Origin of the sequence: Streptococcus alactolyticus, assembly GCF_042649785.1 — a bacterium.
In the GTDB taxonomy this organism is placed as follows: Bacteria; Bacillota; Bacilli; order Lactobacillales; family Streptococcaceae; genus Streptococcus; species Streptococcus alactolyticus.
Map to the genome: position 1 here is coordinate 24,483 of NZ_JBHRZX010000006.1, position 14,254 is coordinate 38,736.

General features: G+C 41.7%; 12 protein-coding genes. 10 read left to right on the forward strand and 2 right to left on the reverse strand.

From position 1 onward, the window contains the following. Positions 1-11: 11 nt before the first annotated feature. On the reverse strand, positions 12-1,388 hold the full coding sequence (locus ACFORE_RS01320; RefSeq protein WP_235280844.1) for a TrkH family potassium uptake protein: 1,377 nt from the start codon (positions 1,386-1,388) through the stop codon (positions 12-14). Between the two features lie 11 nt (positions 1,389-1,399). Beyond that, positions 1,400-2,113: a 16S rRNA (guanine(527)-N(7))-methyltransferase RsmG gene (rsmG, locus tag ACFORE_RS01325; protein WP_154454768.1), complete on the reverse strand. Its 714-nt coding sequence runs from the start codon at positions 2,111-2,113 to the stop codon at positions 1,400-1,402. Between the two features lie 250 nt (positions 2,114-2,363). On the opposite strand from rsmG, the gene ACFORE_RS01330 reads away from it, so the two are divergent. The 10 genes from ACFORE_RS01330 (at position 2,364) to ACFORE_RS01375 (ending at position 14,195) form a co-directional block, all read left to right on the forward strand. Further along, positions 2,364-2,915: a LemA family protein gene (locus ACFORE_RS01330; protein WP_294917522.1), complete on the forward strand. Its 552-nt coding sequence runs from the start codon at positions 2,364-2,366 to the stop codon at positions 2,913-2,915. 58 nt (positions 2,916-2,973) lie between these two features. Next, positions 2,974-3,867, forward strand: coding sequence for a zinc metalloprotease HtpX (htpX, locus tag ACFORE_RS01335; RefSeq protein WP_154454766.1), 894 nt, complete (start codon positions 2,974-2,976; stop codon positions 3,865-3,867). 83 nt (positions 3,868-3,950) lie between these two features. Next, the gene (locus ACFORE_RS01340) at positions 3,951-4,487 is read left to right on the forward strand and encodes a YceD family protein (RefSeq protein WP_380434911.1); all 537 of its coding nucleotides are present in this window, start codon (positions 3,951-3,953) and stop codon (positions 4,485-4,487) included. A gap of 236 nt (positions 4,488-4,723) precedes the next feature. Beyond that, the gene (locus tag ACFORE_RS01345; protein WP_302852372.1) at positions 4,724-5,419 is read left to right on the forward strand and encodes a response regulator transcription factor; all 696 of its coding nucleotides are present in this window, start codon (positions 4,724-4,726) and stop codon (positions 5,417-5,419) included. A gap of 68 nt (positions 5,420-5,487) precedes the next feature. Continuing rightward, positions 5,488-6,873, forward strand: a complete 1,386-nt coding sequence (locus tag ACFORE_RS01350; RefSeq protein ID WP_268828047.1) for a sensor histidine kinase — start codon at positions 5,488-5,490, stop codon at positions 6,871-6,873. Positions 6,874-7,011: 138 nt separating this feature from the next. Then, the gene (nrdR, locus tag ACFORE_RS01355; protein ID WP_380434912.1) at positions 7,012-7,509 is read left to right on the forward strand and encodes a transcriptional regulator NrdR; all 498 of its coding nucleotides are present in this window, start codon (positions 7,012-7,014) and stop codon (positions 7,507-7,509) included. After that, entirely contained in the window at positions 7,496-8,644 is a 1,149-nt protein-coding gene (locus ACFORE_RS01360; RefSeq protein ID WP_154454761.1) for a replication initiation and membrane attachment family protein, read from the forward strand. Before nrdR ends, ACFORE_RS01360 begins: the two co-directional genes overlap by 14 nt. A gap of 16 nt (positions 8,645-8,660) precedes the next feature. Next, the gene (gene dnaI / locus ACFORE_RS01365) at positions 8,661-9,563 is read left to right on the forward strand and encodes a primosomal protein DnaI (RefSeq protein ID WP_380434913.1); all 903 of its coding nucleotides are present in this window, start codon (positions 8,661-8,663) and stop codon (positions 9,561-9,563) included. A gap of 97 nt (positions 9,564-9,660) precedes the next feature. After that, positions 9,661-10,971: a ribosome biogenesis GTPase Der gene (gene der / locus ACFORE_RS01370; RefSeq protein ID WP_154454759.1), complete on the forward strand. Its 1,311-nt coding sequence runs from the start codon at positions 9,661-9,663 to the stop codon at positions 10,969-10,971. 128 nt (positions 10,972-11,099) lie between these two features. Continuing rightward, a complete protein-coding gene (locus ACFORE_RS01375; RefSeq protein ID WP_294422304.1) occupies positions 11,100-14,195 on the forward strand; it encodes a pilus expression-regulating Snf2 family helicase in 3,096 nt (1,031 codons plus the stop codon). Positions 14,196-14,254 lie beyond the last annotated feature (59 nt).

Below are 14,254 nucleotides of genomic sequence, written 5' to 3' on the forward strand. Positions count from 1 at the left end.
AGTTTTTCCTTCTATCCCATATTTATCGTTGTTTGTGCGTAATGAATATCTTTTCTCTTACGTTGCAAGAGGCTCAACAGAACCGTGATGGGACCGACACGCCCCACAAACATTAGCACCATGATGACAATGCGTCCCCCAGTTGACAATTGCGGGGTTAAATCCATTGACACCCCCACTGTCGCAATAGCAGAAATAGCTTCAAACAGTAGGGCTAAAGGATTGTGATGAGGTTCAAAGAGCAAGAGTGCCATGTAACCTACCGTCAAAATGGTGAAAAAGAAAATCAAGATGGTAAAGGTCTGTTTGATGACCTTGTTGGCAATGACGCGATTGCGGAAGGTCACTTCAGTTTGCCCTGTTAATTCTGCCTTAAAGAGCAAGAACGTAATAGCAGCTGCAGTGACCTTGACCCCACCAGCCGTACCGCCAGGAGCACCACCGATAATCATTTGAAGCATATACAAGACATTGGTAACAGGATGCGTATCGACATAAGAAATGGTTGAAAAACCAGCCGTTCTCATAGTAACGGATTGGAAGAAAGATACCATCCATTGTTGGAAAATATTGTAATGCCCGATGGTCTTTGGGTTTTTGTATTCCATGAGCCAGCTCAAGACGGTACCCAGTAGCAAAACAATCCCTGTTGTTGCTAAAACCAGCCGTGTTTGATTGCTCAAAGAACGTGAAAAAGTCGTGAAACGATAAGGCTTGTCAGTCAAAAAGCGTTTGACGGCATCTCTCAAATCCAGCCAAACCGCAAACCCAATCCCACCTGAGAAAATCAAAATAGCAAGGACTATATTGATCAAAGGGTTGAGAACAAAAGGTCTTAGACTAGCATCACCGAGGTTGTCAAAACCGGCATTACAAAAGGCGGAAACTGATAAAAAGATGGCATTGAAGATCCCATGTCCCACCCCAAAACGAGGAATGAAGTCAAATAGCAAGACCACCGCCATTGCCAACTCAAACACTAAGGTTAATTTATAAGCGCTAAACAAATATTGCCGCAAGTTATTGCTGTTGTCATAGTTCAGTGCAGATTGCAGCAAATGCTGCTCAGACAAATTCATGCGACGGCGCATGAGGTAAAGACTGACAGAAATTAAGGTCACCAAGCCTAAACCACCAATTTGCATGAGCAATATCACAATCACTTGCCCTAAACCATTATAAACAGAGGCTACGGGAAAGACCGATAGCCCTGTCACGCAAACCATGGATACAACATTGAATAAATGGTCAAGATAGGTCGTTGCAGGTGCGTCTGGATAATGCGTGATAGGCATAGAGAGCAAAAGGCTCCCGATAATAATAACAATAATAAAACTAAACGTTAACCGTTGTATGCTTGTTAAGGATTTAAAAAACGTAATCACCATTCATCTCCTTTTTAGAGTGGCTTTTTATTGGGCATTCCTGGCTTACGTGGGTACTTGTTTGGGGTTTCTTTTTTCTTTTCCAAAACGGTCATCTGACGAGGGTCACCATTTGGTAGGGTGTAGTGTTTGTTTTCGATAACCTTGGCAAAGAGCAGCTTCATAGCATTTTGAGCATCTGCCAATTCTTCCTCAGCAGCTGAGGCTTTCAAGGCAACCAATCGTCCCCCTACTTTTAAGAAAGGAATGGTCAATTCAGTCAAAACTTGCAAACGGGCAACAGCGCGTGCGGTTACGATATCGTAAGTGGCACGAAAGGTCTTGTCTTGTCCAAAATCTTCAGCGCGCCCATGGTAGAAATGCACGCCATCCAACTCCAAGGCTTCTGCCAAGAGATTGAGAAATTGAATGCGTTTGTTGAGCGAATCAATAATAGTGACATCAATCTCAGGACACAAAATCTTGATTGGGATACTTGGAAAACCAGCCCCAGCCCCAATATCTAAGAGGCGGATAGCTTGATTGGTAATATTACCCTGCAAAACAGGAGCCACGGAATCATAAAAATGCTTGAGGTAAACATCCTCTTTTTCAGTAATTGCTGTCAAATTGATTTTTTGATTCCACTCCACAAGCAAGTGAAAATAAGTTTCAAATTGCTGCTTTTGCTTATCACTCAAATCAAAGCCTTGCTGGCTCAATTGCTGGTAAAATTCTTCTGGTGTCATCTTTATCTTGTCGGAAAAAAGCCCGACTTTCCTTTCCTAGTAATTCTAAACAGTTCTTATTTTACCACAAATACGACTTGATAACAGGCTGAAAATGTCATTGCCCAAAAAGCCTTCTATTTCGTCACTTATCATTTTGAAAATGGTTTTAAAATTGGTATAATATGCCTAGTTAAAAGACATTGGAAATGTCTGATTATTGTTGTTAATATGCGTCCATTTGGATGCCTGACTGTTAAGGGAGAATGATATGGCTTTGATCATAGTTGTTGTAATTGTCGTCTTAATTCTTTGGGGTATTGCCCTTTATAATGGCTTGGTTAGAAGCCGTATGCAAACCAAAGAATCTTGGAGTCAAATTGACGTGCAGTTGAAACGCCGAAATGACTTGATTCCTAATCTCATTGAAACGGTTAAGGGTTATGCTGCTTACGAGGAAAAAACCTTTGCTAAAATCACAGAATTGCGTCAACAAGTGGCAGATGCCAAAACACCAGCCGAAGCCATGCGCGCTTCAAATGCCTTGACAAATCAATTGTCAAACCTCATTGCTGTGGCAGAAAACTACCCTGATTTGAAAGCCAACAACAGCTTTATCAAGCTCCAAGACGAGTTGACCAATACTGAAAATAAAATCGCTTATTCACGCCAGTTGTTTAACACCACAACGGCAAATTATAACGTGAAATTAGAAACCTTCCCAAGCAATCTTATTGCAGGAATGTTTGGGTTTAAACCAAGCCAATTTTTGGAAACACCTGAAGAAGAGAAAGATGTTCCAAAAGTAACCTTTGATTTTTAAATCTGACGTCACAGAGAAAGGAATACAAAAAGCCTCATGTGAAGGCTTTTAACAAAATATGCTATATAATCAAATTTCCAGTAATAAAAGACGAACCGTTGTCTTGCTTATTGTGTTTTTCATGCTATTAGCGGCAATTGGTGCGGCGGTTGGTTACCTTTGGTTGGGAGATATGACTTTTGGGGTAGTCATTGCCGTGATTATCGGTGCTATTTATGCCATGAGCATGATTTTCCAATCCACCAATGTTGTCATGTCAATGAACCATGCGCGTGAGGTGACCGAGCAAGAAGCTCCGCAACTTTATCACATTGTTGAAGATATGGCGATGGTGGCGCAAATTCCTATGCCTCGTGTCTTTATCATCGAGGACCAATCGCTTAATGCCTTTGCAACAGGTTCTAGCCCTGAAAATGCAGCCGTTGCGGCTACGACAGGCCTCTTAGCCGTGATGAACCGTGAAGAATTAGAAGGAGTCATTGGGCATGAGGTGAGCCACATTCGCAATTATGATATCCGTATTTCCACCATTGCCGTGGCTTTAGCGAGTGCCATTACCTTGCTATCTAGCCTTGGTAGTCGGATGGTTTGGTTTGGCGGTGGGCGTCGTCGTTCAGATGACCGTGACAATGGCACAGGGCTTTTGGTTTTTCTCTTTTCCATTTTGTCTTTAATCCTAGCTCCTTTGGCAGCGACCTTGCTTCAATTGGCTATTTCAAGGAAGCGTGAGTATTTGGCAGATGCTAGCTCGGTAGAATTAACCCGCAACCCACAAGGCATGATTAACGCCCTTCAAAAATTGCAACAATCTGCTCCAATGCAGCAACCTGTTGATGCAGCCAGCGCAGCATTGTACATCAATGACCCTATCAAGAAGGAAGAACGCTTGACCTCATTGTTTAGCACGCACCCATCTATTTCCGACCGCATCGAGCGCTTACGTCAGATGTGAGAATAAGGCATATCTGTGGTATAATGGTGTAAGGGAGGTTTTTAGGCTATCTCCCCGATACGACAAATAGAGGTTTTAAAGATATGTTTTCAATTTTAGAAATAAAGAAAAATAGTGACGGTATTGCTTTTGACCGTTCCTTAGATATTAAAGAAAAACTTCAAGCGCGTGACGAGGACATTTTAGATGTCAAAGACGTTCGTGCGACTGGTCATCTTTCTTACGATGACGGCTTGTATTTGTTCCAATACACGTTGGGCTATACGTTGACCTTGCCGTCTAGTCGTTCGATGCAGCCTGTTGAGTTTCATCAAGAAGAACTCGTTTCAGAGATTTTCGTTGAAGCATCAGACCTTGCGGACAAGGAAGAATTAGTCAGAGAAAATTTAGCCATGGTTATCGAAGATGGTTTTATCGATTTAGAAGAAAGCGTCATTGATAACATTTTGCTAGGTATTCCGATGCAAGTTTTGAGTGAAGAAGAGCAAGCTTCAGCAGAAATGCCATCAGGCAATCATTGGTCTGTTTTGACAGAAGAGCAATACGATGCTCTCCAAGACGAAAAGAAAAAGGCCAATAATCCTTTTGCCTCTTTAGGTGGCTTATTTGATGATGAGTAAATCACTTCATAAAAACGTAAGGGACGATGAAAAAGCTTCAGGAGAGGCTTTTTTGTCTGGTCGTTTTCAAATAACTTTTTAATAATATGAGATTATTTTAGAATTGTCTTGAAGTTTAATAATAACTTTGATATACTTTTAAAGCGGTGCAACATGACTTATTTTTAGGGATTAGATATAAGTGTTGCTGGAAAAAGTGAAAAAGAAAAAATAATAATAAATGGTAGGTTGGACACATGAGTAAAAAAATTTTAATCATTGAAGATGAAAAAAATCTAGCACGGTTTGTGTCTTTGGAATTACAACACGAAGGGTATTCGGTTGTTGCAGAAGAAAATGGTCGTCAAGGGTTGCAATTGGCTTTGAACGAAGACTTTGACCTTGTTTTGTTGGATTTGATGCTTCCAGATATGGACGGTTATGAAATCACACGCCGTCTTCGCTTGGAAAAAGAATACTTATCCATCATTATGATGACGGCTCGTCATTCAACAATGGATATCGTGGCTGGTTTGGACCGCGGTGCAGATGATTACATTGTAAAACCATTTGCAATTGAAGAATTGCTTGCTCGTATTCGTGCGGTTTTCCGTCGTCAAGATGCAGAGCACAAAGCCCTAAAAGAAGGTCAAAATAAAGAAGATGCTGTGGGCTTAAAACTAAACCCGCAAAACCGTTCAGTTATTCGAGGCCAAGAAGATATTCCATTGACTAAACGCGAATACGATTTGTTGTCAATTCTTTTGTCTAATACAAACCGTGTATTGACACGTAAAGAATTGTTGTCTAATGTTTGGAAGTACGACAAAGACGTTGACACCAACGTTGTGGATGTTTACATTCGCTACCTTCGTGGAAAATTAGATATCCCAGGTAAGGATTCTTACATCCAAACTGTTCGGGGCATGGGTTATATTATTCGAGAAAATTAATGAATCGTTTGAAAGAAAAGCTTTTAAATAAGCGACTATCGCGATCGTCGATATTGCCACTGCTTTTGATGATAACGGCTTTCAATATTGTCCTTTATCAAGGATTTACGCAGCTTTTTTTGGCAAATGACCGTTATCAAATGAAAAAAGACCTCCGTTCAATGACAAAAGTCTTGTCTAAGGAATCTGAATTGACGACATCTGTCTTGGTATCCCTTTTTAATGCGGATCATTTGTCTAATGTAGATGGTGATGATCAAGACCAATCATCTGTTGTCCTTGAAAACGATGGTCTGTCTAAATATATTTCGAGTGAGCAGACGGTAGCTATTTTTGATGCGGACAAACACCTGCTGTTAACGACTGATTCGGATTCTAGTCAGTCAGAGGATCTGTTGGCCGAATCATCTAACTACCACAGAGTTGGGACGAGAGGGTATTATTTAACGACTAAGGTTGTATCCGAGAAAACCCATGGAACCATTGGTTACGTGACCGTTTTTCAAGACTTAAAACTGTATGAAAAAACGCGTCGTTATCTCTTGCTCTTCATGATAGTGCTTGAAGTAGTTGCTCTTATTGTTATCTTATTGCTCTTTAGACGGATGACTAAGCCTTATTTGAAACCCTTGGAGGATCTTAAATCGTTGGCTGAAACCATTAGCAGTTCACCAGAAGAAACAGGTAATACCAAATGGAAGAATCCTTTGGAGCAGGAATTGTTACAAAATGCCAATAATTATTTAGAAGTTGTGGCGGATTACACTAAACACCAATCGCAAGCCATCAGTGAAGTCAGCCATGAGCTTAGGACACCTGTTGCTATTATCAAGGGACACTTGGGCTTGCTTAAACGTTGGGGTAAAGAAGACTCAACGATTTTACAGGAGAGCTTGGACGTTGCCTATGATGAAACAGAAAAAATGTCCATGATGATCGATGAGATTTTGGATAGCATTCGTTTCCAAAATGAAGTTATCGAAAATAGGGATCAAAAGACTGATTTGAAAGCGTCTATTGAAAAACTATTGGAAAAAATCCGTGTCGTTTATCCAGATGTTTCCTTCAACGTTTCTCTTCCTGAGAACAAGAGCATTATGGCAAATATCTACCAGCATCATTTTGAACAGTTAATGCTCATTTTGATTGACAATGGGGTCAAGTACTCAACAAAAATCAAACGCATTCACATTACGTTGGAATTGTCAGACAAGCAACCTTTGCTTAAAATTCGAGATGAGGGAAATGGGATGGCGAAGGAAGAAATCAATTACATTTTCGAGCGCTTTTATCGTTCTGACACCTCGCAACCTGTTAGTGAAGTGGTGCAAGGGCTTGGCATTGGCTTAAATGTTCTCAAACAAATTGCCGAAGTTTACCGCTTAAAAGTGACAGTTAACAGTGTCATTGACGAGGGAACAGAGTTCAAGGTCTTGTTTCCTGAATGCCGCTAAGAGTTAGGTTTTAACCTAGCTCTTTTTGTCTGCCAAAGTTCTTGTTGATAGTAGCTCCCAAGGGTAATGCCTTTTATAATCTTCTATTTTATGGTAAAATAAAGTACTATATTACAATGGGTAGAATGGGGTGTGAGCATGCGTTGTCCAAAATGCAATTATCATAAATCGAGTGTTATTGATAGCCGTCAGGCTGAAGATGGCAATACCATAAGACGTCGTCGAGAATGTGAAAACTGTCATACGCGTTTTACAACTTTTGAACGCATCGAAGAGTTGCCTTTGTTGGTCATTAAAAAGGATGGAACGAGGGAACAATTTTCGCGTGAAAAGGTGCTAAATGGGATTTTCCAAAGTGCTCAAAAACGCCCAGTTTCTAGCGATGACCTTGAACAAGTGGTGTCGCGCATTGAAAAGAGCATTCGAAGCGATTATGATAGTGAGGTGCCAAGCACCGTCATCGGTAATTTGGTGATGGACGAGTTGGCAGAGATAGATGAAATCACTTATGTCCGTTTTGCCTCAGTTTATAAGTCTTTCAAAGATGTCGATGAGATTGAGGAGTTGCTCCAACAAATCACTAATCGTGTTCGCAGCAAGAAAAAAAGAAGTGATAATGTAGATGAGACCGATTGAAGAGTTTTCGTATATCAAGAACAATAAGGTTGTCTTGGATTCAGATAGCCTAACGCAGCTCTATCTTCCTGTTATCGGTAATCAAGCGACAGCTCTTTATCATTATCTAAATGCCTTTTTTGATAATGGTGCTAAGCGTCATAAATTTAGTGAAATCCTCAATCACCTTCAGGTTAGCATGGGGGATTTGGAAGAAGCATTAGCTATTTTAACAGCGATTGATTTGCTGGTTTTGTACCAAACGCGTAACGGTTATGTGTTTAAATTAGTCCAGCCCTTGTCTCGCGAAGCTTTTTTGGGCAATCCCATTTACCGCCGTTTGTTAGAAAAAGAAATCGGTGAGGTTGCCGTGGCAGAATTGGATATGAGCCTTCCTCAGGATGCTAGGGACATTTCCAAAAACTTTTCGGATATTTTCTCTGCGGAAGCGCCAGCTATCAAGCGGCCAGTGTCTAAAAATCATTTTGATTTGGGGAGTTTCCAACGTTTAATGGCGCGTGATGGGCTGCGTTTCAAGGACGAGCAATCAGATGTGTTGACCATTTACGGGATTGCAGATAAGCACCGTCTTAATTGGTTTGATACCTATCGTTTGGCTCAACAAACGGCTATCGGTGGTACTATTTCGCCTAAACGGATGCTGGTGCAATTGGAACAAAGCAAGGAAAATCCGGCTCCCGCTGGCGAAACCTTTAGTGCCAAAGAGCAGGTTATTCTCCGTGAAGCCAAGCAAGATAGTGCCAGCGATTTTCTGACTAAAATCAAATCGCCACGTCATGCGGTAGTCATTTCGAGTGAACGTCAACTCTTGGAAGAGTTGGCCAACATGGGCTTTTTGGATGAAGTGATTAACATCATGGTCTTGTACACTTTAAATAAAACGAAGTCAGCCAATCTCAACAAGGCTTATATCTTAAAATTGGCTAATGACTTTGCTTACCACAAGATTGCCACGGCCGAGGCGGCTATGTTGCAAATGCGGTCATTCTCACAACGACGCAAGGATCAAAAACAAACGGCCAAAGAAAGCAAGAAAAATATCCCTAAATGGGCTGAACAAGATTACAAACACGAGGCAACAGCTGAGGAAAAAGCCAAATTGGAAGCCCTCAAACGTAGCATGCTAGAAGATTAAAGGAAAGGAGCGAGCGATGGAAAAAATAGGAGATACTTTAGCAAAACAGCTTCACAACAAACGTCATGACTTGAATGCCTTGACGCAAAAGATTTTGATGGATACTGAAATTGTTGATTTTATTAGTTCTCATGGGTTCACACAAGAGCAAATCACACGCAGCTTGCCTAAATTTAATCAATTTATGGTGGAACGCGACAAGTTTCAACAAGGTGATGCTTCTTACGTTGCCAAGGGTTACAGGCCAGCCCTCAGCATGAATGAAGGCTATGCCGATGTGGTGTATTTGGAAACGCGTGAATTGGTTGAGGCCAAAAAGCAGCAAGATATCAAGAACCGTGTGACTTTGATGGGCTTGCCATCTAGCTTCAAGCAGATTTCAACGGATGACATTGATTTGGACGATCCCAATCGGATTGAGATTTACCATTATATCACCGAGTACATCAATCGTTTTGATATGACGACTCAAAAAGGTCTGTATGTTTTTGGGACGTTTGGGGTTGGTAAATCCTACTTGATGGCTTATTTGGCCAATCGTTTGTCTGCCAAGTACGGCAAATCAACAACCATGTTGCATTTTCCAACCTTTTGTGTTGGCATCAAGAGTGCGATCAATACAGGTACCGTCAAGGAAGAAATTGATCAGCTCAAAGCGGCAGAAATTTTGATTTTGGATGATATCGGGGCGGAACAATTTAGCCCGTGGATTCGTGACGATGTCTTGCAGGTGATCTTACAGTACCGCATGCAAGAAAATCTATTGACGTTTTTCACGTCTAACCTTGATTTTAAGGATTTAGAGGCTCATTTTGCTACATCACGCTCAGGTGATGAAACATGGCAAGCCAAACGAATTATGGAGCGGATTCGCTACCTTGCTAAAGAGATTCATTTACAAGGTGATAACAGACGTTGACAGCATAAATAACTCATAACGAAATGAACTAGAAAGGAAGGCTTGGCTAGGGTGTGTTTTGAAAAATGCCTCTAGCAAGAAGCAGGAAAGAAGAATTATGGCTTTACCTACCGTTGCTATTGTCGGTCGTCCAAATGTGGGCAAATCGACTTTGTTTAACCGTATTGCAGGTGAGCGTATTTCCATTGTGGAAGATGTCGAAGGCGTAACGCGTGATCGCATCTACACAACTGGAGAATGGCTGAACCGTAAGTTTTCATTGATTGATACAGGGGGAATTGACGACGTTGATGCCCCATTTATGGAGCAAATCAAGCACCAAGCTGATATCGCGATGAATGAGGCAGATGTGATTGTTTTTGTGGTTTCAGGAAAAGAAGGCGTTACAGACGCTGACGAATACGTTTCAAAAATCTTGTACCGCACTAACAAACCAGTGATTTTGGTGGTCAATAAAGTGGATAATCCTGAAATGCGTAGTGATATCTACGATTTCTATTCACTTGGTGTGGGTGATCCTTACCCAGTATCATCGGTTCACGGGATTGGAACAGGGGATGTTCTAGATGCGATTGTGGATAACCTCCCTGTTGAGGAAGAAGATGAAAATCCAGACATCATCAAGTTTAGTTTGATTGGACGCCCAAACGTTGGGAAATCAAGCCTTATCAATGCTATTCTTGGTGAAGAACGCGTGATTGCCAGCCCAATTGCAGGGACAACTCGTGACGCTATTGACACCAATTTTACAGATAGCGAAGGTCAAGAATATACCATGATTGACACCGCTGGTATGCGTAAATCTGGCAAAGTTTATGAAAACACAGAGAAATATTCTGTGATGCGTTCGATGCGTGCCATTGACCGCTCAGACATTGTGTTGATGGTTATTAATGCCGAAGAAGGTATTCGTGAGTATGACAAGCGTATTGCTGGTTTTGCTCATGAGGCTGGTAAGGGAATTATCATTGTGGTCAACAAGTGGGATACCATTGAAAAAGACAACCACACCGTGACGCGTTGGGAAGAAGATATTCGGGACCAATTCCAATTCTTATCTTATGCCCCTATTATCTTTGTTTCAGCAGCGACTAAGCAACGTTTGAATAAATTGCCTGAGATGATTAAAGCAATAAGTGCAAGTCAAAACAAACGCATTCCGTCAGCTGTGCTTAACGATGTGATTATGGATGCCATCGCGATCAACCCAACACCGACTGACAAGGGTAAACGTTTGAAAATTTTCTACGGTACCCAAGTGTCACTTAAACCACCGACATTTGTCATCTTTGTCAACGAAGAAGAGCTGATGCACTTCTCATATATGCGTTTCTTGGAAAATCAAATTCGTGCGGCCTTTGGTTTTGAAGGCACACCGATTCGTTTGATTGCTCGTAAACGCCAGTAATACCCTAATCTCTTGAGCAATTTGCTCGGGAGATTTTTTTGATTTCTGCTGCAAAAAAGGTATTTACTGGCTCAAAGGAAGTTTAATTTGATATAATTAAGAGATAAGAAAAAGGTGGGTGACTAACAGTGAGCAGAATGATTCCAGGTCGCATTCGTAATCAAGGTATTGAACTGTATGAAAAAGGTCTTGTGACCATTACCAGCACGCGTGATGGCGTAATCCAAGCCAGCATTGGGAAACATCACCTGCAATACGCCTTGGAAGATGACCAAATTCGATGTGATTGTGAACTTTTTGCCAAAAAAAGGTATTGCCAACATTTGGCTGCTTTGGAATATTTTTTAAAAAATAATCATCAAGGAAAAGAGTTGTCGATTAGCCTCAAAGACAAGCAAGAAAGTCAGGAAGAAGAGCAACGAAACACGTCTTTTGGCAGCATTTTTCTAGACCACTTGGAGATGAATAGTGATGACACGACCAAGTATCGCTTGTCGGCTTATGGTAACCAAAGTCCTTATTCTTCTAATTACTGGTGGACGCTTAAAATCAACCGCTTGCCTAGTGATAGGACCTATGTCATTCGCGATATCAAGTCCTTTTTAGCGCTTGTCAAAAAAGAAGGTCACTACCAAATCGGCAAGAATTATTTTGAGTCTTTATCTTTGATTCAATTTGATGAGGCCAGCCAAGAACTCATTCGGTTTTTGTGGCGGGTATTACCAGACAATGAAAAAGTGGACACGGACTACATTTTGCCAAATCATGGGCGGTATTTAGCCTTGACCAGCGGGCTTTTTGAAGAAGGCCTGTCCTTGCTGAACGACCTCTATCATTTTTCATTTGAGTACCATAAGCAACCCTATTCTGAGCTGGCTTTTCGTCAGTTGGATGGCAGCGAGGGGCTTATTCGCTTTCAAGTGGTGGTGCATCGTCAGTCTATCGAGTTGATTATTACGGAAGGTGATTTCCACATTTTTTTTGACAATGCTTTCTTGTTCACAAGAGGCACTGTCTATGCCTTGAATTTGAAACAGCAAAAAATGCTAACGGCTATCCGAAGCCTTCCGATTGAAGCGGATTTGGCCAAACATTTGTTCTTCAATTGGGAGGACCAAGACAAGCTGGCTTCTAGTTTGCTAGATTTCAAGGAATTAGGCAGTGTGGACGCACCAAAAAGCTTTGAAATCAAAGACTTCAGTCCTATTTTTAACCTGTCTTTAAATCATTATGATGAAGTGGAATTGCACCTGACTTTTGATTATGGCACGGTTCAAGTCAGCAGCAAGCAAGAACTGGAAAATTTGCCTTTTGCTAGTCATTTCAAACACGAGGAGCGTATTTTCAATGCCTTGAAAGCCAACGGCTTTTCAGCTGCTTTTGTGTCTTACCACGCACCTTTGACGCCTGAGGACCTGTATCCCTTCTTTACAAAGACCGTGACACAATTTCGAAAATTAGGGCAAGTCATTCTTTCAGACGACTTGAAAGCCTTGTACCATGTGGAAAATCCACGCGTTTCGGTCACAACTCAAAGTGGGTTGCTGGATATTTCGTTTGATTTTTCAACCATTGTTGAGGACCAAGTGGACGCCGCCTTGGAGGCTTTGACCAAAAATCAGCCTTATTTTATTGATTCGGCAGGGCGTTTGGTGGTTTTTGATGATGAGATTAAAAAAGTCAGCAAATCCTTGCAAGCATTGCGTGCCAAACCATTGAAAAATGGGCATTTGCAGATGGATGCCGTGTCAACCTTCCAATTGGTCGATGTGTTGCAGGACAATGACCGCATCACCTTTTCAAAAGAATTTGAACAATTGGCCTATGATTTGACCCACCCAGAACAATTTGAGATGACCTTCCCACCTGTCAAGGCAGAATTGCACGCCTACCAAAAAACAGGGGTGCGGTGGTTGTCTATGCTGGACCATTATGGCTTTGGCGGTATTTTAGCGGATGACATGGGCCTTGGGAAAACCTTGCAGACCATTACCTTTCTTGCCAGTCGCCTAAAACCTGACATGCGGGTCTTGATTTTATCGCCGTCTAGCCTCATTTACAATTGGCTGGATGAATTCAAACGCTTTGCGCCTGAGATTGACGTGGTGGTGTCCTATGGCTTGAAATCTGTTCGTGATGACATTATTGCCCAAAATCACCAAGTGACCATCACCAGCTATTCGTCTTTCCGCCAAGATTTTGAGGAATACCAAAAGCATTCCTTTGATTACTTGATTTTGGACGAAGCGCAGGTCATGAAAAATACGCAAACCAAGATTGCGCATTACCTCAGACAATTTGACGTTGGGCATTGCTTTGCCCTTTCAGGAACGCCGATTGAAAATAAATTGCTGGAAATTTGGTCTATTTTCCAAATTGTCTTGCCAGGTTTATTGCCAGATAAAAAGACCTTTCTCAAAATGGACGCCAAAGAAGTGGCCCGTTTCATCAAGCCTTTTATCATGCGTCGTCGCAAGAAAGAAGTGCTTCCAGAATTGCCAGACCTGATTGAAATCAATTACCCTAATGAATTGGATGACAAGCAAAAAGCCATTTATCTCGCTCAATTGCGGCAAATGCAAGAAACACTTGTTGGGGCTAGTGATGAGGACATTAACCGTCACAAGATTGAAATCCTATCAGGGATTACGCGTCTGCGCCAAATCTGTGACACGCCAAGCTTGTTTATGGATTATAAGGGAAATAGTGGAAAGCTCGATAGCCTGCGTATTTTATTGGCACAAATCAAGGACAACGGTCACCGCGCTCTCGTCTTTTCACAGTTTAGAGGCATGTTGGATTTAGTTGAAGATGAAATGGCTGAGCTTGGCTTGACATCTTACAAGATTACAGGGTCAACCCCTGCGGATGCCCGTCAAGAAATGACGCGAGCCTTCAATAATGGCTCTAAGGATGCCGTTCTTATTTCCTTGAAAGCTGGAGGTGTCGGGCTTAATTTGACAGGAGCCGACACAGTGATTTTAGTAGATTTGTGGTGGAATCCTGCTGTTGAAATGCAAGCCATCAGCCGTGCGCACCGCCTTGGCCAAAAGGACAATGTGGAAGTTTACCGCTTGATTACGCGTGGGACCATTGAAGAGAAAATCTTGGAAATGCAAGAAAACAAGAAAAACCTTGTCACCACAGTACTTGACGGCAATGAAGCGTGTGCCAGCATGACCATTGAGGACATCAAGGAAATTCTGGGCATCAATCAGCTTTAACCCGCTGAAAATTTTGAAAAAAAGCTTGATTTAGTTTATAATAAACATGCTATGTTTAA